Annotated in this window: 22 protein-coding genes; 19 read left to right on the top strand and 3 right to left on the bottom strand. The window is 32.1% G+C overall.

The genetic code is table 11. The features are described 5' to 3' along the window. The first annotated feature begins 166 nt into the window (after positions 1-166). The 19 genes from IY230_RS04185 (at position 167) to IY230_RS04095 (ending at position 17062) form a co-directional block, all read left to right on the top strand. On the top strand, positions 167-1099 hold the full coding sequence (locus IY230_RS04185; protein ID WP_196370082.1) for a hypothetical protein: 933 nt from the start codon (positions 167-169) through the stop codon (positions 1097-1099). Between the two features lie 14 nt (positions 1100-1113). Beyond that, positions 1114-2328, top strand: coding sequence for a lamin tail domain-containing protein (locus tag IY230_RS04180; RefSeq protein WP_196370079.1), 1215 nt, complete (start codon positions 1114-1116; stop codon positions 2326-2328). A 143-nt stretch (positions 2329-2471) separates the two neighbouring features. Continuing rightward, complete coding sequence (locus IY230_RS04175) at positions 2472-3416, top strand: DHH family phosphoesterase (protein ID WP_196370077.1); 945 nt, start codon at positions 2472-2474, stop codon at positions 3414-3416. Then, positions 3409-4350 (top strand): DHH family phosphoesterase, encoded by a 942-nt coding sequence (locus tag IY230_RS04170; RefSeq protein WP_196370075.1) that lies wholly within the window; start codon positions 3409-3411, stop codon positions 4348-4350. The genes IY230_RS04175 and IY230_RS04170 overlap by 8 nt, the downstream gene beginning before the upstream one ends. Positions 4351-4376: 26 nt before the next feature. Further along, positions 4377-4934: an MgtC/SapB family protein gene (locus IY230_RS04165; protein WP_196370073.1), complete on the top strand. Its 558-nt coding sequence runs from the start codon at positions 4377-4379 to the stop codon at positions 4932-4934. 16 nt (positions 4935-4950) lie between these two features. Continuing rightward, positions 4951-6297: a tRNA uridine-5-carboxymethylaminomethyl(34) synthesis GTPase MnmE gene (mnmE, locus tag IY230_RS04160; protein ID WP_196370071.1), complete on the top strand. Its 1347-nt coding sequence runs from the start codon at positions 4951-4953 to the stop codon at positions 6295-6297. Positions 6298-6368: 71 nt separating this feature from the next. After that, positions 6369-8063 (top strand): DNA polymerase III subunit gamma/tau, encoded by a 1695-nt coding sequence (dnaX, locus tag IY230_RS04155; protein ID WP_196370069.1) that lies wholly within the window; start codon positions 6369-6371, stop codon positions 8061-8063. A gap of 2 nt (positions 8064-8065) precedes the next feature. Next, positions 8066-8356, top strand: coding sequence for a YbaB/EbfC family nucleoid-associated protein (locus IY230_RS04150; RefSeq protein ID WP_196370067.1), 291 nt, complete (start codon positions 8066-8068; stop codon positions 8354-8356). Continuing rightward, a complete protein-coding gene (gene recR / locus IY230_RS04145) occupies positions 8356-8943 on the top strand; it encodes a recombination mediator RecR (RefSeq protein ID WP_196370065.1) in 588 nt (195 codons plus the stop codon). The genes IY230_RS04150 and recR overlap by 1 nt, the downstream gene beginning before the upstream one ends. A gap of 80 nt (positions 8944-9023) precedes the next feature. Continuing rightward, positions 9024-9596 carry a DNA-directed RNA polymerase subunit delta gene (rpoE, locus tag IY230_RS04140; protein ID WP_196370063.1) on the top strand — a complete coding sequence of 191 codons (573 nt, stop codon included), beginning with the start codon at positions 9024-9026 and terminating at the stop codon, positions 9594-9596. A 334-nt stretch (positions 9597-9930) separates the two neighbouring features. Then, positions 9931-10287: a heliorhodopsin HeR gene (heR, locus tag IY230_RS04135; RefSeq protein WP_196370171.1), complete on the top strand. Its 357-nt coding sequence runs from the start codon at positions 9931-9933 to the stop codon at positions 10285-10287. A gap of 158 nt (positions 10288-10445) precedes the next feature. Then, positions 10446-12056 carry a CTP synthase gene (locus IY230_RS04130; protein ID WP_196370061.1) on the top strand — a complete coding sequence of 537 codons (1611 nt, stop codon included), beginning with the start codon at positions 10446-10448 and terminating at the stop codon, positions 12054-12056. A gap of 76 nt (positions 12057-12132) precedes the next feature. After that, on the top strand, positions 12133-12996 hold the full coding sequence (gene fba, locus IY230_RS04125; protein ID WP_012243317.1) for a class II fructose-1,6-bisphosphate aldolase: 864 nt from the start codon (positions 12133-12135) through the stop codon (positions 12994-12996). Positions 12997-13039: 43 nt separating this feature from the next. Beyond that, entirely contained in the window at positions 13040-13597 is a 558-nt protein-coding gene (locus IY230_RS04120) for a hypothetical protein (RefSeq protein WP_196370059.1), read from the top strand. A 99-nt stretch (positions 13598-13696) separates the two neighbouring features. Continuing rightward, positions 13697-14605, top strand: a complete 909-nt coding sequence (locus IY230_RS04115) for an epoxyqueuosine reductase (RefSeq protein ID WP_196370057.1) — start codon at positions 13697-13699, stop codon at positions 14603-14605. A gap of 8 nt (positions 14606-14613) precedes the next feature. Further along, entirely contained in the window at positions 14614-15681 is a 1068-nt protein-coding gene (locus IY230_RS04110; RefSeq protein WP_196370055.1) for a Gfo/Idh/MocA family protein, read from the top strand. Beyond that, a complete protein-coding gene (locus tag IY230_RS04105; protein WP_196370053.1) occupies positions 15681-16136 on the top strand; it encodes a hypothetical protein in 456 nt (151 codons plus the stop codon). The genes IY230_RS04110 and IY230_RS04105 overlap by 1 nt, the downstream gene beginning before the upstream one ends. A 12-nt stretch (positions 16137-16148) precedes the next feature. Beyond that, on the top strand, positions 16149-16664 hold the full coding sequence (locus IY230_RS04100) for a DUF4256 domain-containing protein (RefSeq protein WP_196370052.1): 516 nt from the start codon (positions 16149-16151) through the stop codon (positions 16662-16664). 83 nt (positions 16665-16747) lie between these two features. Further along, the gene (locus IY230_RS04095) at positions 16748-17062 is read left to right on the top strand and encodes a hypothetical protein (protein WP_196370051.1); all 315 of its coding nucleotides are present in this window, start codon (positions 16748-16750) and stop codon (positions 17060-17062) included. A gap of 54 nt (positions 17063-17116) precedes the next feature. Here the strand turns inward: IY230_RS04095 and lysS are convergent, their stop codons facing one another. From lysS to IY230_RS04080, 3 genes are all read right to left on the bottom strand, one after another. Next, complete coding sequence (gene lysS, locus IY230_RS04090) at positions 17117-18604, bottom strand: lysine--tRNA ligase (protein ID WP_196370050.1); 1488 nt, start codon at positions 18602-18604, stop codon at positions 17117-17119. A 55-nt stretch (positions 18605-18659) separates the two neighbouring features. Continuing rightward, the gene (locus tag IY230_RS04085; RefSeq protein ID WP_196370049.1) at positions 18660-18908 is read right to left on the bottom strand and encodes an RNA-binding S4 domain-containing protein; all 249 of its coding nucleotides are present in this window, start codon (positions 18906-18908) and stop codon (positions 18660-18662) included. A 5-nt stretch (positions 18909-18913) separates the two neighbouring features. Further along, a partial coding sequence (locus tag IY230_RS04080; RefSeq protein ID WP_196370048.1) for an ATP-dependent metallopeptidase FtsH/Yme1/Tma family protein occupies positions 18914-20009 on the bottom strand: 1096 nt, incomplete at its 5' end.

Below are 20009 nucleotides of genomic sequence, written 5' to 3'. Positions count from 1 at the left end.
TAAAAAATTAGAGCCTATGCTTCTTTAAGAATGAAGCATAGGCTTTTCTTTTCTAAAATATATAAATTCAAACATATTAGTAATAAAACACATAATAAATTGAAAAAACATGCTATTTATTGTATAATTAAAAGACATTATTTAGGTTGCATTTAAGGATAAATCTATGACAAAAAACTGGTTTTTTATAATTTTATATATCATTTTTATTGGAATGGCAACATTCATGGTTTCTTTATACACTGAGGCTCAAAAACGCGTAGACTTTCTAAAGGATTTACAAAGTGAAGTAGAAGAAGATAATGTAAAGTTACTTGCTGCAACATTGGTTGCTAATAGAGGTGATGGAACAAATGCGATTATTTTTAAAGAACCGCTTTATGAACAACATTTCATTGATGGTGAAGATGAACTCAAAGTTTACATATATAAAGTTGCTGAAAATTTAAGTTCCTATGAACATTCACTAGCGATTTTAATAAGGGATTTAAATATTACAGATCCAACGCTATTAAAAGATGAAGATGCGTATAGTACGATTCGTGCAACCATCAAATTTAATCAAGCGATAACTATTGGACAAACAAATAAACAAACATTTGAAGAAACATTCATTACACTATATGATGATACTTCAAAATTACTCTTGATTAATTTTGATAGACTAAAGTCTGAATCAACTATTTCATTTGAATCAATTCATATCGCGTATGATGATATAAATTATTTTAGTAGAGAGTTAGTCACTTTATATAACTCAGATTTAGTAAATCAAATTCCTGATAAATTTAGTAATACGTATCCAAGAGATATCGAACATATCACATCAGATGATATTAAATTTTTATCAGATGAATCTCTTAGCGATATTCAAGAAAATATAGAATTATATTATGATGCTAATTTAATCAGTCAACTAAATAAGTATAACAATTTATATCTAAAAAACATTTCATTACTACTGCTTGTAGTAATTCCACTTACTTACTTTATCTTTTTCCATAAAGAAGTATATACTAGATATAAAATGAAGCGAAGCGCAAAAAAAGCACAAAAAAGACAAGAAATAGAAGCAATAAAACATAAGAAAGAAATGTAGGGGGAAGCAAAAAAATGTTAAAAAAATTAAGTATATTTATATTAGTATTTGCAGCATTCATACTTGTATCATGTGATAATGTAGCATCTAATGTAGTAATTTCAAAAGTATATACAACTGCTTATCAAAGTGATAATTTAATTGAGTTATATAATCCAAGTGATGAAGTAGCTAAGTTAAGCAATCATGAACTATATTTTTATTCAAATGGTTCTGAAGAAGTATCTGTAAAAATCAAATTAACTGGTGAAATTGCAGCCAAAGGATATTTCGTTATTGGTAGTAATCAACAAACAGTAACATCCGTTAAACCACTGATTGATTTTACTTATGAAGATGGTCCATTACCGTTTAATGGTAATGACGCCATTGAACTAAGAGTATCTGGGAAAGCACATGACTTGGTAGGTTCAATTGGAATGGACCTAGATTTTTCAAGAAATCAAACAATGATCAGACTTGGAAATCCAGCGGAATTTAAACCAGATACAAACTACACAGCTTATAAATTTATTAGCTATAAACCAGAAGCATTTAATTATCTGAAAAATGAGTTATATCAAATCAAAACACTAGAACAATTACTTGAAGGTCCAAGTCTAGAAGAAAGGTATCATGACCTACCATTTGTAGATGCTACAAATTCTACTGTAGGTGGTGGTGGTACTGCTTTAGTAACACTTCAAAGTATTGCAGATGGAGATACAGCAACATTCCGTGCCGGAAATGGCTATCCTGGTGGTTCTATGAGATATTTCTATATTGATACACCTGAGGTCAATGGTGCTTATGTAATAGCTGCACCATGGGGTTATGTTGCAAGTAAATTCAATAAAGAGTATCTATTAAATAATGCAACAAGCAAAGAAATCATTATTCAATCTATTCCTGGTTATGCACTACAAGAAGGTAATGGACGTAATCTAGGTTTAGTATGGATTAATGGTCACTTATCACAATTCTTAATTGTTAAAGAAGGTTTATCAGACGATGTTTCTCTTACATTCAGCAATTATGATACCCTTTTAACATACAAAGACGTTCCATACTTAACATTCTTAAAGTTTGCTGAAGAATATGCAAGATCTCAAGGATGGGGAATGCATGGTTATCCAGGAAATCCAGATGGAGAAAAATCTCCAGACTGGAATTATCAAGCAAACAATGGTACTGGTGGATTAGCAACAACAAATCCAACATGGGAACCACATAACCCATTACCTTGGTAAAAATAACATTATTTTAACATATTAAAACCACTTAATTCGATAATTTCATTTTAAGTGGTTTTTATTATAAAAATTGAGCTTGCATATCGTAAAAATACTAAATTTATGTTATACTATACTATTCTAATTTTAGGTAGGAATATATGGAAAATCAAATTATAAATGAAATACAGAAACATTCAACAATCATTATTCACAGGCATAAACAACCAGACCTTGATGCTTATGGATCACAACTCGGTTTAAAAGAAATTATCAAAGAAAACTTTAAACATAAAACGGTTTATGCTGTAGGTGATACGCAACAATATCCTTATGAACATACAATGGATGTCATTGATGATTCAGTCTATGAAGGCGCACTTGTTTTTGTTTTAGATACTGCTGCAGAAGCCTTAGTATCAGATACACGTTATAAATTAGGTAAAACACTTATTAATATAGATCATCATAGAAATGACTCAAACATCAGTCCCGATCTGTTTTATCACAGACCGGATTTAATTTCATGTAGTCAAATGATTGGTGAGATTGCGATTAAGGGTAATTTGAAATTTAACGATATGGCCGCATCTCATATTTATGCAGGTATTGTTGGTGATAGTGGTCGTTTTCAATACATCAGCAAACAAAATGCAAAAAACACATTTGATGTTGTAGCTCGTTTAATGGAATTTGATGTTGATTTACAAAGTTTAAGTGATTTCCAACAGCTTGAAACACTTGCAAAACGCATGGCTAAAGAAAAGTTTAGAAGTTTTAGTTTGTCAGATCATAATGTAGCATATAGGTTTAATGATTTTAAATCAATTAGTGAATCGGGTTTAACCTTCCAAGATGTTTCCCGTGGTACGGTAAACATTATGGCGGGTATTAAAGAAGTACGTATTTGGGCGAATTTCAGTGAAAATGAAAAAGGCGAAATCATTGGTGAATTTAGAAGCAAAGATGTCTCAATTGTCGATATTGCTAAAAAATTTGGTGGTGGTGGACACGCTAATGCATGTGGCGCAACACTCTATAGTTGGGAACAAGCATTAGAGGTCGTACAAAGTTTTGACGAAAGGATGGTAGAAAGTAATGTTTAAGGAAATATTAAAGAAAATAAAGAAATACCAAAGAATCATAATTTATGGTCATGTAAGACCGGATGGTGACTGTTATGGTGCACAATTTGGGTTACAAAACATCATTAAAAATGCATTTCCTGAAAAAGATGTATTTGTAACAGGTGAAACTTCTGATTTTGTAAGTTTTGTAGGTACACCAGATATTATTGTTGGTGAATCTAATTTAGAAGATAGTTTTTATCAAGATAGCCTATCAATTGTAGTAGATACAGCAAACAAATTAAGAATTTCTAATCAAAAATATATGTTAGGTCAAGAAATTATTAAAATTGATCACCACATCCCTGTAGATAGTTTTGGTGATGTAGAATGGGTAGATACAAACTTCCCATCATGTGCACAAATGATTGCATATATGTCTACACAAGTTAAAGAATTTGAAGTGACGAAACCAGGTGCGGTTGCAATGTATACAGGTATCTTAACGGATACTGGTAGATTTAAATATCGTGGCGTATCTGAATTAACACATCAAATGGCTGGTATGCTATTAACAAAAGGTGCAGATGTTGAAGAAATAGACCGTGCAATGTCTAATGAAACTTTAGACATGTTACGTTTTAAAGGTTTTGTTTACCAAAACTTTGTGACTACAGACAAAGGTTTTATTTACTTAAAGATCACAGATAAAATTAGACAAGAATTTAATCTTACATACGAAGAAGCAAGTTCAGTAGTGAATATGTTATCAGGGATTAAAGGTTTTGATGTCTGGGCTATATTTATAGAAGATGGTGACTTAGTACGTGTTAGATTACGTTCAAGTGGACCGGACATTGATAAAGTTGCTAACTTATTTAATGGTGGCGGACATGCAAAAGCAAGTGGTGCAGCATTAAATAGTTGGGATGAACTTGATGATTTCATCAAGGCAGTACACGCAATATTATAAAATTTCTAAAGGGGGGATTTTAACAAATGAATGCATTTTTCGAGTTACCGGAAGGATTCAACTTGATTGAATCGTTTCTGACATGGGAGCAGTGGATGTTCATGATCCTTATCCCAGCATTAGTAGTTATAACAATCACATTTTTAATCGGTCTAGAAAGACAAAACGTAGGAAAAGCTGCAGGTATTTCAAGTCATGTGTTAGTGGGTATATCGGCACTTATGATTGCGATTATGCAACGTATGATATTCTTCCAAGAAATTACCAATGGTATTGAATCACCGCAATCACAAAGAGTGATTGCACAAGTTGTTACAGGGATCGGTTTTATTGGAGCTGGTGTTATTATGAAGGACTCTAATAATATTATCCATGGTATTACAACTGCATCAACCATTTGGTTTAGTGCATTACTAGGTATCGTTTTAGGTATGGGCTTTTTATATGAAGGTATAGCATTTGGTGTGTTTGTTGCTGGCTTTATTATTCTAAGAGACTTTAGACGCGGTGTAAACCCGTTTGTACCAGTCATTGAAGATATGAAGCATTCACCCAAAGCTATAAATGATGAAATAAATAAATAAAAATAACAGGTGAAGTATGCAATTTCAAACCATTGCTGCAATCGCAACCCCATTAGGGACTGCAGGTATTTCTGTAATTAGAGTATCAGGCGATGAAGCAATTTCAAAAGTAAATCAAATATTTAAGGGTAAAAACTTAAACAAGGTTAAGAGTCATACCATTCATTATGGACACATCTTAAATGAAGATGGGTCTATTTTAGATGAAGTTATGATTTCTGTTTTTATCGCACCGAAGTCTTTTACAAAAGAAGACGTTGTAGAAATATCTACACATGGTGGTATACTGATTACTCAAAAAGTATTAGAGCGTATTTTAGAAACAGGTATTGAACTTGCACAACCCGGAGAGTTTTCAAAAAGAGCATTTTTAAATGGTCGAATTGATCTTGTTCAAGCGGAAGCGATTATGGATATTATTCACGCTACAAACGAAAACGCAATTAAGGTTGCTAATAAAGCTTTAAATAAAAATACTTCATCCATGATTGAAAATTTAAAATCCAAAGTTTTAACTTTAATTGCACAAATTGAAGTGAATATTGATTACCCAGAGTATGATGATGCCATCATCATGAGTAAAGAACTTATTTATCCTAGAGTCAATGATTTATTAGATGAAATCAATGATATTCTAACCAAATCTAAACGTACTCAGTACATTAGAGAAGGTGTTAAAACAGTCATTGTTGGACGTCCAAATGTAGGTAAATCAAGTTTATTAAACGCACTTCTTAATGAAGAGCGTGCCATTGTTTCTGATATTGCTGGTACTACAAGAGACACTATTGATGCATTTGTAAACTTAGACGGTGTAACCTTACAGTTAATTGATACTGCAGGTATTAGAGATGCATTAGATTTAATCGAAAAGATTGGTGTAGACCGAAGTAGAAAAGCAATTCATGAAGCAGAACTTGTCTTACTTATTTTAGACTTAAGTCAAAAACTAACAAAAGAAGATGAGATGCTTCTTTCGTTAACTGAACACAAGAATAGAATTATTATTGGAAATAAAAAAGATTTACCATCATATTTAGAAATAGATACAAATGTTCAAATATCTACATTAGAAAAAGAAGGATTAAGTATTTTAGAATCAGAAATTCTTAAAACTTTAAAACTCGATAACCTTGTAGATAAGGACTTTAATTACTTATCTAATGTCCGTCATATACAAAAACTAAAAGAGGCTAAAACATCACTGGAAAGCGTTATAAACGCTATCCACCATGACATGCCTGTTGATATCTATGCGGTTGATCTTACAACTGCTTGGAACCGCTTAGGTGAAATTCTAGGAAATCACCAATATGGTGATTTATTGACAGAATTATTTTCTAAATTCTGTCTTGGCAAATAGTTAAGTTTCAAACTTATATATGATATAATTAGGCGACTAAAAGAACTATCATTAGAAGGGGTGTTTAAAAAATGAGTTATGTAGCACTTTATCGTACCTATAGACCTAAGTTTTTTAAAGATGTTTTTGGACAAAAAGTAATTGTTCAAACCCTTCAAAATGCACTCTTGAATGAAAAATTTGGACATGCCTACATTTTCTCTGGTCCTCGTGGAACCGGGAAAACCTCGGTTGCTAAAATCGTTGCTAAAGCTCTAAACTGTTTAGAAGCACCAGCAAAAGAGCCTTGTGGTAAATGTGACGTTTGTTTAGGTGTTGAGCGTGGTGATGTACCAGATATTATTGAGATTGACGCTGCATCGAATAATGGTGTAGATGAGATTAGAGATTTAAGAGATAAAGTGAAATATACACCAAGTATCGGTAAATATAAAGTCTATATTATCGATGAGGTCCATATGCTTACAACAGCAGCCTTTAATGCACTCTTAAAAACACTTGAAGAACCACCAAAGTATGTAGTATTTATTTTAGCAACAACAGAACCTCATAAAGTACCTGCAACTATTTTAAGTCGCTGTCAACGATTTGATTTCAAGAACATTGAAATGGATCAAATAGAGGAAAATTTAAAACAAATTATTAGCAAAGAAAATTTAAAAATCACACCAGAAGCTTTAACTGCAATTGCACGTACTGCAGAAGGTGGTATGCGAGACGCATTAAGTTTACTTGACCAAGTGGTCTCATTTACAAATGATGAAATCACTGAAGAAGATATCTATACCGTATCAGGTGGTTTATCTAGAAGATATATTAATGAACTCTTAAAAGTTATATATCTAAAACAACCTCAAAAGGCACTAGATCTATTAAATCAAATTATTAAAGATGGTAAAGACATTGCACGTATGGTATCTGATATTATCTTAGCTTTACGTGATGTGTTATTAGATAAAATAAGACCAGATAAGAAATATCCGGATCTTAAAGATATCAAACCAAACTTAATCTATGCATATTTAGATATTCTAAATGACTTACAACAAGAACTGAAGTTCACAACCTCTAAACGTGCATACTTAGAACTTGCTTTAATTAAGATGATTAACCATGAATCTATTGAAATGGTTTCACTAGAAGAAAAAATCACACATCTAGAAAGTGACATCTTAAAATTAAAAGACATGGTAAATAAGACTCAAGTTAGCCAAGAAGCAGTCAAAATACATGTACAAAACACACCAGCTTCTAGACCAACCAATCTTAAAGCGCTAGTTACTGTTAAAGAAATAGAAGATATATTAAACCATGCAGATAGACAAAAGCGTAGTTTATTAAATAGAGGTTGGCCAGTACTTAAAGATTATGATAACCCAAGCCTTAAACCTGTTGCTGAACTCTTAAGTGAAGGCACATTAGAAGCTGTAGGTAATGAGGATGTCATGCTGCTAGTATATGATGATTTATATACGGCTAAGACAATGTTAAAGCCAGAAATTAAACAAAAGGTTTTAGATATATTAAATCAAAAGCAAAAATTAGTCAGAGATTACACAGTACTATTTAAACCGGACTGGATGATTTTAAAAGCTGATTATGCAGCACAGTACAATGCAGGTACTTCAAAACCTAAACTTAAAGAAATAGATCTCCATTTATATGAAACTCCAATAAATGAAACTAAATCAGAACAAAAAGTACCTGAAATCGTTGAGTTTGCTGTAGAATATTTTGGAAAAGAAAAAGTGAAAGTAGAGGAATAAATATGAATCCGAATATGTTAAATAAATTAAAGAAAATGCAAAAACAAATTCAAGATGCTCAAGAACAAATTGAATCATCTGAATTCACAGGTAAAGCAAGTGGTGTTACAGTCATTATGCAAGGCACTAGACAAGTTATCGATGTAAAAATTGATGAAGCTTTACTAGAAGAAGTAGAGTTACTACAAGATGCTATTTTACTTGCTGTAAATGATGCACTTGCACAAATTGATAAAACTCAAGAAGAAACCATGGGACAATTCTCAGGTGGCATGGGTGGATTAGGATTTTAATGTACCCAACAATTATACTAGAACTTATTGATGACTTAAAAAAGTTACCAGGCATTGGCGAAAAAACTGCAGAACGCTTAGCGCTACACTTAACCAATTGGGATAGTGAAGACTTAAAGCATTTTGGAACACATCTTATAGAATTAAAAACCAAAATATCTTTTTGTGATATATGTGGTCTTCTAACAGATGACCATATATGTTCAATCTGTAAAGATGAAACAAAAGATAAAACCCAAATTATGGTGGTAGCGGATTCTAAAGATGTTTTTGCTATTGAAAAAACTAAAACATTCCATGGTAACTACCATGTATTAAATGGACTCATCGATTTTTCAAAAGGTATAGAACCTAAAGATTTAAACTTTGATAAGTTAACTAAAAGAGTTAAAGAAATCAAAGAAATCATCATTGCGACGAACTCCAACGTTGAGGGTGAACTCACCGCTCAATACATTAAATCATTATATAAAGACCTAGATCTTACAATATCTAGATTAGGATATGGCTTACCGGTAGGCGCTGATTTAAAATACGCAGACCAATTAACACTAACTAAAGCTGTAGAAAACCGACAAAAGTATTAAAATTTATCTTAATTGCAAAAAGTTGTTGCAATATTGAAGTGTTTAATATACAATATAAGCGGTTTTTAGGAGGGCACAAAATGGCTGACAAAAAATTAAATGAATTATCTTTATTAGAGACCATCACATATATTCTTAAAGAAAACAAAGAACCTATGTCAATTTACGATCTAATTGAAGCTACTGCTAAACATAGTGGTATGGATATTGAAGATGTAGATGCAATGACACAACTATACATGGATATTACTTTATCAGGTAAATTTGTTTTTGTAGGGGATGATAAATGGACACTAAAAGATGGACATTTAGAATATTGGGATAAAGATGGTTACGCATTCATTTCTCCAGAAGAAATTGAAGACATTTCTGATGATGAAATTGACTTTTCAGATTTTAATTTAGCAGATATTGAAGACTTAGAAGTAGACTTGGTCGATGAAGACAACGAAGATGAACTTGATGAGGAAGACGATGAAGAACTAGATGAAGAAATTAAAGAAGAAAAAGCTTATGTTGATGTTGGACTAGATTTAGTCTCAACCGACGAAGATGATGGCTTGGATGACGTTGATTTAGACTTAGATGATGACTACGATGAAGATGACTACAACGACATCATGGATGACTATGAAGATATGTATGACAAATAAGAGGGCAACCTCTTTTTTGTTTATTTATGCCATCAGTAAGTGCATTTATATGTAAAAAAAGTAAATAATGATACAACAAATTAAACTATATACAAAGGGTAAATTACATGAGAAATGTGTTTAGAGACGATAAGTATCAAGGCTTACAAAAGACGAATTACTTTGAAGGATGGTATTTTAAATCTGTAACCTCAAATTGTACAGTTTTATATCACTTATGACGGACCTATTAATGGTCTAGTTGTAGCAAGTAAAGACCTATTTGTCTTACCATTTGGTATATTAGTTGCTAGTTTTCTAATTATTTCGGCACTGGCACATGCATTAATCTGATATTCCAAATAACTTATTTGATGTCTATGCTAAAGATTTAGAAAAAGGTAGTAATAGATTTAGATGGTTTGAATATGCATTAAGCAGTTCTATTATGATCGTTTTAATATCTACCTTGTTTGGTATTACCGATATTGGGTCATTAATATTAATCTTTATTGTGAACGCTGCGATGAACCTTTTTGGCCTTGTTATGGAACAACTTAACGAAGCTAAAAGTAAAATTAACTGGGGTCCATTTATTTGGGGTTCTATTGCAGGGATTGCACCATGGATAGTGATTATTGTATATATGACAGGTAATCCAGCACTCGATCAAGTGCCTTGGTTCGTTTTATTTGGAGCAATGAAACCTTAAGTCAATTAAAAATTTTGGTAATTATATTTTCATATAAGTGTTGAAACTTTAAGGCGTCTTTGATACAATTAATAAGGGCACACCATAATTCGACAATTCAAAGAAGTCTCCTTTTTAGGAGACTTTTTATTTATTTAAAGAAAGGTAAGGAATCTATTATGGCTACAAAATTTATATTTGTTACAGGCGGAGTTGTTTCATCTTTAGGTAAGGGTATATCAGCATCTGCAATCGGTCAGATTTTAAAATCTAGAGGGTTAAAGGTGTTTACCCAAAAGTTCGATCCTTATATTAACGTGGATCCAGGCACAATGAGTCCTTTTCAGCACGGAGAAGTTTTTGTTACAGATGATGGTGCTGAAACAGATTTAGATTTAGGGCATTATGAACGTTTTATCGACATTAATCTAACAAAAGAATCTTCTATTACTACAGGTAAAATATATCAAAATGTTATTAATAAGGAACGTAGAGGTGAGTATTTAGGTGCAACGGTACAAGTTATTCCTCACGTGACAGATGAAATCAAATTAAAACTAAAAGAAGCAGCTCAAATATCTGGTGCAGACGTTATTATCACTGAAATTGGTGGTACAGTGGGTGATATTGAATCGTTACCATATCTTGAAGCAATACGTCAGGCAAGACGTGATTTCGGGTATAAAAACACGCTTTACATACACAATACATTAGTTCCATTTTTAAAAGCTTCTAATGAAATTAAAACTAAACCAACACAACACTCCGTAAAAGAGTTAAGATCACTCGGTATTCAACCAGATATTATTATTTTAAGAAGTGAAGTCAATATTAGTAGTGATGTGAAGGAAAAGATTGCTTTATTTTGTGATGTGGATAAAGAAGCAGTATTTGAATCTTTAGATGTGAATGTTATTTATGAATCTATTCTAAACTTTAGAAAACAAAAAATAGATGACTATATCTTAAAACATTTCCAAATAGATAATCATGTGATACCGGATATGTCTTCTTGGATAGATTTAATTGAACGTATTAAAACCCCACAACATCGTATTACTATTGGACTTGTAGGTAAGTATGTGACGCTACAAGATGCATATTTATCGGTATCAGAATCACTAAAACATGCAGGTTTCCATCACCGCTGTGAAGTTAAAATTAAATGGTTAAATGCTGAAAAATTAACGAGTGATAACTATGAAGAAACCTTGAAGTCTTGTAACGGTATTTTAGTGCCGGGTGGATTTGGTAAAAGGGCAACTAACGGTAAGCTATTAGCTATCAAATATGCCAGAGAACATAACGTACCTTTCTTTGGTATATGTTATGGTATGCAATTAGCAATCATTGAATATGCTAGAAATGTATTAGGCTATAAAGATGCAGAAACAACAGAAATTGATTCGAATACAAAGATGCCACTTATCCATACATTAGAAACACCAGGCACTGATTTAGGTGGGACATTAAGATTAGGATTATATGATTGTAAGATTGAACAAAACACGGTTGCATATAAGTCTTATGGACAAGATTTAATTAAAGAACGTCATAGACATCGTTATGAATTTAACAATCAATATGAGTCGTTATTTAAAGATAATAACTTTATCTTTAGTGGCATACATCCTAACCAAAATTTAGTAGAAATTGTTGAGCTAAAAAACCATGTTTGGTTTGTTGGTGTACAATATCACCCAGAGTTTTTATCAAGACCACTACGTCCTCACCCGTTATTTAGAGATTTTATAGAAATGTCTCTTAAAAATAACAAAATTAATCGATAATCACCCTAAATGTTTGTAAAAAAATACAATTAGATATATAATATCTATTGGCAAAACGATAAGGAGGATTCAAAAAATGTTAGTTTCCGCAAAAGAAATGTTACAAAAAGCTAAGGCTGAAGGTTATGCTGTTGCACAAATCAACATCAACAACCTTGAATGGATTAAAGCAGTATTATCTACTGTTGAAGAATTAAAATCACCAGTAATTTTAGGTGTATCAGAAGGTGCAGCTAAATACATGGGTGGTTATGAAAACGTAATGGCTATGGTGTCTACATTAGACAAAGCAATGAACATTAGTGTTCCTGTTGCAGTCCATCTAGACCATGGTACTTATGAAGGTGCTTTTAAAGCAATCCGCGCTGGTTTTACTTCAGTTATGTTTGATGGTTCACACTATCCATTTGAAGAAAACTTAAAGAAAACTCAAGAAGTTGTAGCAGTTGCACACGCTGTAGGTGTATCTGTAGAAGCTGAAGTGGGTTCAATTGGTGGAGAAGAAGACGGTGTTGTTGGTACTGGTGAATTAGCTGATCCAGAAGAATGCCGTATTATTGCAGCTACTGGTGTAGATCTATTCGCTGCTGGTATTGGTAATATCCATGGTAAATACCCTGCAAACTGGAAAGGTTTAGACTTTGGTGTATTAAAAACTGTAAGTGAAGTTACAAATGGTGTACCTTTAGTATTACACGGTGGTACAGGTATTCCTGCAGACCAAATTACTAAAGCTATTTCATTAGGTATTGCAAAAATTAACGTAAACACTGAGTTACAATTAGCATTTGCCGCTGCAACTAGAAAATACATTGAAGAAGGTAAAGACCTAGAATCTAAAGGATTTGACCCAAGAAAATTATTAAATCCTGGTTATGTAGCTATGAAACAAGTTATTAAAGATAAATTAACAATGTTTGGTTCAGTAAATAAAGCTTAATTTTATTCTTATAACTCAATAAATTATTTAGTGAGGTATGAACATGGAACATGAATTAATCTACAATGAATATGCTGGATGGCTACTTGAACATGAAGAACTACTCTCGAAATTAAAACAGTTAGATTCATTATTACTATTTAGATTTGAGAATGTATTCAATGTAGTAGATCATCTATATAACAAGTTAATTGATGATCCTACATATAATGAAGATGATCATGACAACTTTTCATTTGGATTTCATTATATTCATACTCAAGTGGAAGAAATCGAGAAAATATTGGTTAACGTATATAACAATGACTACTTAGCAATGAATGTAGACGCTAAAAAAGTTAATTTATTGTTAAACACAATAGATTTCCAACATGAACTTCTGGATTTAGAAAATTATGATGCACAAAGTATGGAACAATTATTGAATTTTGAGACATTAATCATATCAAAACTTACCAACAAAGAAAAAATAGATGAAACACTCTATAAAAAACTAGATGATATGAGTTTACAAATATTTAAGAGACTCAATATTGAGTATTATCCAATTGACAGCATCTTCTTAGAAATTGCAGATGAATTAGGAATTATAAAGGAATGAGAAATCATTCCTTTTTCTTACCTTAAAAAGGACTTAAATTGAAACCTGGTACCTCATATAATGTTATAATCATATATATAAACTTTTAGGTGATTTTAAATGGTGTATGAAAAATTAAAAGAAGCATTTGATTTTGTTGGTACTATTGATGCAGATAGATACCAATCAATTAAATTTGATTATAACCTCGTAGGATATGAATCCATTTTTGTTGTAGGCTTAGGTTATCCAAATACATACCTAAAACATGAAAAGGATAAGCTAACTGCATCGATGTATACTTATGGTTATGATTATCATGATGTCATGCGTTCTATGATGCATGAAGCACTAAGAGATCTAAATATTGAATACAAGGCATTAGTGGATAATCATACAATTAATGAGCGTAAGTGTTTAGAAATGACAGGTTTAGCCTTTCATGGTAAAAACAATTTAATGATTCAGAAAGACTTAGGTAGTTTTTTCTTTATTGGACTAGTTCTTACTAAAGAAAAACATCCAGAAATAATTGAAGAAAATAAACTATCTTGTGGGGATTGTACGATATGTATTAAAGCGTGCCCTGTAAAAGCTTTAGATAATGGTTTTGATTGGCCAACCTGTATTAGTGGGTATAACCAAGAAAAACGTGCTCTAACTGATTATGAAATCAGTAAGAACACGCTTTTAATGGGGTGTGATATATGTCAACGTGTGTGTCGGTATAATAAAGGTGTGAACTCAAATAAAGTAGAAGCATTTAGAGAAAAGCCAACATCCTATGTTATCATCAAAGATTTGTTTGATTTGACAAACAAAGAGTTTATGGATAAATACGGAAAACATGCCTATACATGGCGTGGTAAAACATTGCTTTTAAGAAACGCCCTTACGATATTACTTAGACAAAAAAATGTGGCATATAACGACATGATTAGAGAAACTATTCTTGATCCAAAATACCCTGATTGGTATAAAGAAGATGCTCAAAATATTTTAAATAAATTAGAAAAGTTTGACATATAGGTGTTAAAATGAAAACATATAAAGTAGGTATCATCGGTATTGGAAGAATTTCATTAGTACATATAGAAGCATTAAGAAAATTAGATCATGTTAAAGTAGTTTCAATCAGTTCTAGACACCAAATAGAAGAAAAGGCCAAAAGTCTAGGCATCCATGCATATTATACAGACTATAAAGAAATGATAGATAAAGAAGCGCTAGATGCTGTTCACATATGTACATCAAACGATGTACACTACGAGATTGCATCTTACGCTTTGAATCATAATTTACATGTCATACTTGAGAAACCTATGACCATGAATGTAGATGAAGCAATAAAGTTATATCATTTAGCTAAATTTAAAGGTTTGGTTGCTAAAATACACTTCCATAATAGGTTTTATGCAAACAACCAATTTGTTAAAACACATATAGAGGATATTGGACCTATCATATCAATACACGGTGAATACACGCAAGGTTGGGCAGCAAGTCCTAATATTTATAACTGGCGAGACAACCAAAAGTATGGTGGTTTAACAAGAGTAATTGCCGATATTGGTACACACTATTTTGATTTAATAGAATTTTTAACCGGACATAAAATTACAGAAGTATCTGCATTATTTAAACAAGTATACCCAATCAGAGGCGGAAAACTTGTAGATACTGAAGACATTGGTGTTGTCATTTATAAGACAGATAAAAACGCGATTGGATCTGCAACTATTAGTCAATCACTAATTGGTAATGATAACCTACTTAGCTACACGCTATCAGGGTTAAATGGCTCTTTTAAGCTAGATAGCGATAAGACATCAAGTATACTATATGCCGCCTTAAATGAGCGATTTAAAGGTATTGAAACAACACATATAGATACACTTAAAAATGGCAAACTACACCAAGCGGTGACGTTTGTAGAATCATTTACAGAAAGTTTTAGACAGTTTTATCATGAAATAGAAAATATAAACTTTGTATCGGATTATGCAAACTTTGAAGATGGACTACACTCTATGCAACTCATAGAAGCTATCTATCAATCTCAAAGTTTGAATCAATGGGTAAAAGTATCTAAGGAGAAAAAATAATGATAGTAAAAGATATATTAAAAATTAAATTTAGTTCAAGAAGACGTTACGCACTTTTTATCTTTTTAGCGGCATGTGTTGTATGTGGATTTACTATATTTGATATGAATGTCAATGCTAATGATCAGTCGATGGTGGTATTTAACTGGATCATTATAGGTGTTACTGGGTTACTCGCATTATTTGGTGTTTATATTACCATTGGTGCAACACTAGATATAAGTGCACTTAAAAAAGATAAACTACCAGTTATCAATGCTTTATTCACTAAATATAACAAGCGCGGTATTTCACCTAAAGATAATAAAGAAATCGTATATACTGGACAAGTATTCTTAGATTTAGATACAAATGAAGAAAAAATGATTATTGTAACAAATGTTGAAATTAATAAAAAGTATAAGATCATGTATGGTAGACATACAAATATAGGCGTTGTACTTCTAAAACTCTAAGGAGGTAACTTTATGAAGTTATTAGATATATTAGAACAGAGATTTAAGAAACACCCACATAGACATGAGGGTGTCTCTTGGGACAGTGTTTATCAAAAGATAAAACAAGATCCAAAGATATTAACAATTCTACAAAAGATGGAAGATAGTGGCGGAGAAGTTGATGTTATTGCCTTTGAAGGAAAACTATATTATGTAGATTTCTCTAAGGAATCTCCAAACAGAAGAAGTTTTTGTTATGACGAAAAAGCATGGCATGACAGAAAGAAATTTAAACCAGAATCAAGTGTTGAAAAAGATATAAGTAATCTTGGTTCAAAATTAGTTACAGAAACAATGTATCTATATATGCAAACACTAGAAGATTTTGATCTTAAGACCTCATCATGGATTGCAACACCAAAATCTATAAGAGATTTAGGTGGTGCTTTAAATGCTGAAAAAAGATATGGCCGTGCATTTATATTTCATAATGGTGCAGATAGCTATTATCAATCAAGGGGCTATAGAAGTTATATCGAAATATAAGGTAAGTCACACATTAATAAACGCAATCATTTGACAAATCATATATATATATATAAAATAAGTTATTAAACGGGGGTTTAAAGATGAAGAAAACACTAGGTAAGATACATATAGCATTAACCATATTAGTACTTTTTTTATCAATGATTGGGGTATTATTTATATTCATGAATAAGTCTATTGGGAATAATGATCCTATACATATGAATTTTATGTCTCGCTTTATTTTTACTTATGACTTTAGAATACCGATTATTATGTTTTTAATTTCTCTCATTGTATTTATTATTAGAAGAAGTAAAAGAAGTGGTATAACATTTACCTTATCCATAGTCTCGCTTTCTTATACAGTTATGTTTGTTTATATGATTGCGGAAACTATTGGTCAGATATCTTAGTTTATTATGTAGTATAAACAAAAACCTCCAATATTTTGGAGGTTTTTTGATATATTATTTAGTTTTAATTCTAGCGTGAGGAAATAAGATAACATCACGAATATTTAGTGTATTTGTAAGTAGCATAATGAATCTATCAATACCAATACCAATACCACCAGTTGGAGGCATACCATATTCAAGTGCCTCAACAAAGTCAATATCCATTTCGGATGCTTCGTCATCGCCTTTTTCTTTTTGTTTTAATTGATCTAAGAATCTATTTTTTTGATCTACTGGATCATTTAACTCTGAAAATGCATTTGCATATTCAGAACCCATGATAAACAATTCAAAACGATCTGTAAATCTAGGATCTTTATCATTTGATTTTGCAAGTGGTGAGATTTCTATTGGGTGACCAAATACGATTGTAGGTTGGATGATTGTTTTTTCAACATAGTCATTAAAGAATGCTTCAATGATATGGCCTACTGTAAAGTGAGGTTCCACTTGTACGTTATGCTTTTTAGCAATTTGTTTAGCTTCATCTAGGCTATAGTGGTTAAAGAAGTCTTCACCAGTTTGTTCTTTAATTAAATCAACCATATGTGCACGCTTAAAGTCTTTTAAATGAATTGTTTGATCATTAAATACAACATCATATGAACCATTTACTTCAAAAGCTACACTAGATAAACAGTCTTCAACGAGTTTCATCATGTCTGTAACATCACCAAATGCTTGGTAAGCTTCAACGGTTGTAAACTCAGGGTTATGTTTAGCACTAATCCCTTCGTTTCTAAATAGACGGCCAATTTCGTAAACGCGTTCCATACCACCAACAATTAATCTTTTTAATGGTAACTCTGTAGCAATACGTAGGTAGAAGTCCATATCCAGTGTGTTATGATGTGTAACAAATGGTCTAGCAGCTGCACCACCTAAAATTGGATGTAGTACAGGTGTTTCAACTTCAATAAAACCGTTAGAGTCAAAATAGTGTTGGAATGCACGAATAATTCTTGGACTAGTTCTTGCAACACGCATAGAATCTTCGTTAACAATTAAATCTACATATCTGCGACGTCTTGCTTCTTCCTTGTCTTGTAGACCATGGAATTTATCAGGAAGTGGTGTAATAGCTTTAGTTAAGTGAACAAATTCACTTGCTTTAACAGTAAGTTCATCTGTTTTAGTTCTAAATAATACACCCTTAATACCAACGATATCACCTAAATCAGAGTGTTTAAATAATTCAAATTGGAATTCCCCTACTGCATCTAGACGAACATATACTTGAATACGGCCTTCTTTATCTTGTAGTTGGATAAAGCCTGCTTTACCTTGGGTACGTCTTAATACAATACGACCTGCAATAATAACATGTACTTCTTTAGCATCTAATTCTTCACGAGTTAAATTACCATAAGAAGCATGAATTTCATTTGATAAATGTGTGCGATCAAAGCGATGTCCAAAAGGATCGACACCTAATTTTCTTAAGTCTTCAACTTTTTGAAGTCTTATTTTTTGTTGTTCATTTAAATCATCAGGAAACATATTTGATTTTCTCCTTATTCTTACTTATTATATTATAATTTCCATTAAAAAACGATCATAAAGACCGTTTTTCTTCGGAAATGAGTGTATACATGTCTTGGTCTTTGAGTAAAGTGAGTGAAGTTATTTCAATAGTAATAATTTTAAGGCCAAGATGCAATTGAACTTGGTCGCCTACTTTTACTGTTTTACCGGGTTTTGCTAGTTGGCCATTGACATAAATACGTTGTGCATCTGCAACATCTTTAGCCACGCTACGACGTTTAATTAAGCGTGAAACTTTTAAAAATTTATCAATTCTCAAAATATTTATTCGCTTTTCTTTAAGTCTTCTTCAACTTCACGGTTATCCCACCATTGTAGTTGTCCAGTAGACGCTATTTCATCAATATCAGTTTTAGTAAGTGTTTCTACGGCAATTAAGTATTTAGCAATATTATCTAGTAAAGTTTTATTTTCGTTAATTACTTTTCTAGCATGTTCGTAACACTCTGTTATAATCGCACGAACTTCTCTATCAATTTCTAATGCAACTGCATCAGAGAAGTTTTTATCTTTTAAGTAATCTCTACCTAAGAAGACGTTTCCGCTATCTGATTCATATTGGATAGGTCCAAGATCAGACATACCATATTCTGTAACCATACTACGTGCTAACTTGGTTGCACGTTTAAAGTCATCATATGCTCCGGTTGTAACATCATCAAACATAATTTCTTCAGCAACACGTCCACCTAAAGCAGAAGTAATCATTGCTAGTAACTCACTTTTAGCATAGTTGAATTTTTCTTCAACTGGTGTATATAGTGCATAACCACCAGCACGTCCACGTGGGACAATAGTTACTTTTTGAACAGTAGAAGCTAAGTTCACCTTTAATCCAATAACCGCATGACCGGCTTCATGGTAGGCAACCATTTTCTTTTCATTTGGTGAGTATTTTCTAGATTTCTTAGCAGGTCCCATAGTTACACGGTAAGCCGCTTCATCAATGTCTTGCATTGAAATTACTGTTCTAGATTCTCTAGCAGCTAATAATGCCGCCTCATTTAATAAGTTTTCAATATCAGCACCCGTAAATCCTGGAATACGCATTGCAACTTCACTAAATTTAATAGTTGGATCTAATTTTTTACTACGTGCATGAACTTTTAATATTTCTTCACGAGATTTTTGATCAGGTACTTGCATTGTAATTTGTCTATCAAAACGACCTGGTCTTAATAATGCAGGATCTAATACGTCTGGTCTGTTTGTTGCAGCCATAATGATGATACCTAAGTTTGCACCAAAACCGTCCATTTCAACAAGTAGTTGGTTTAATGTTTGTTCTCTTTCATCATTACCGCCACCCATACCAGCACCACGTTGACGACCTACAGCATCGATTTCATCAATGAATATA

The sequence above is a fragment of the Acholeplasma laidlawii genome (assembly GCF_015709225.1).
Taxonomy (GTDB): Bacteria; Bacillota_I; Bacilli_A; order Acholeplasmatales; family Acholeplasmataceae; genus Acholeplasma; species Acholeplasma laidlawii_A.
This window is presented reverse-complemented; position numbering and strand designations above follow the sequence as displayed.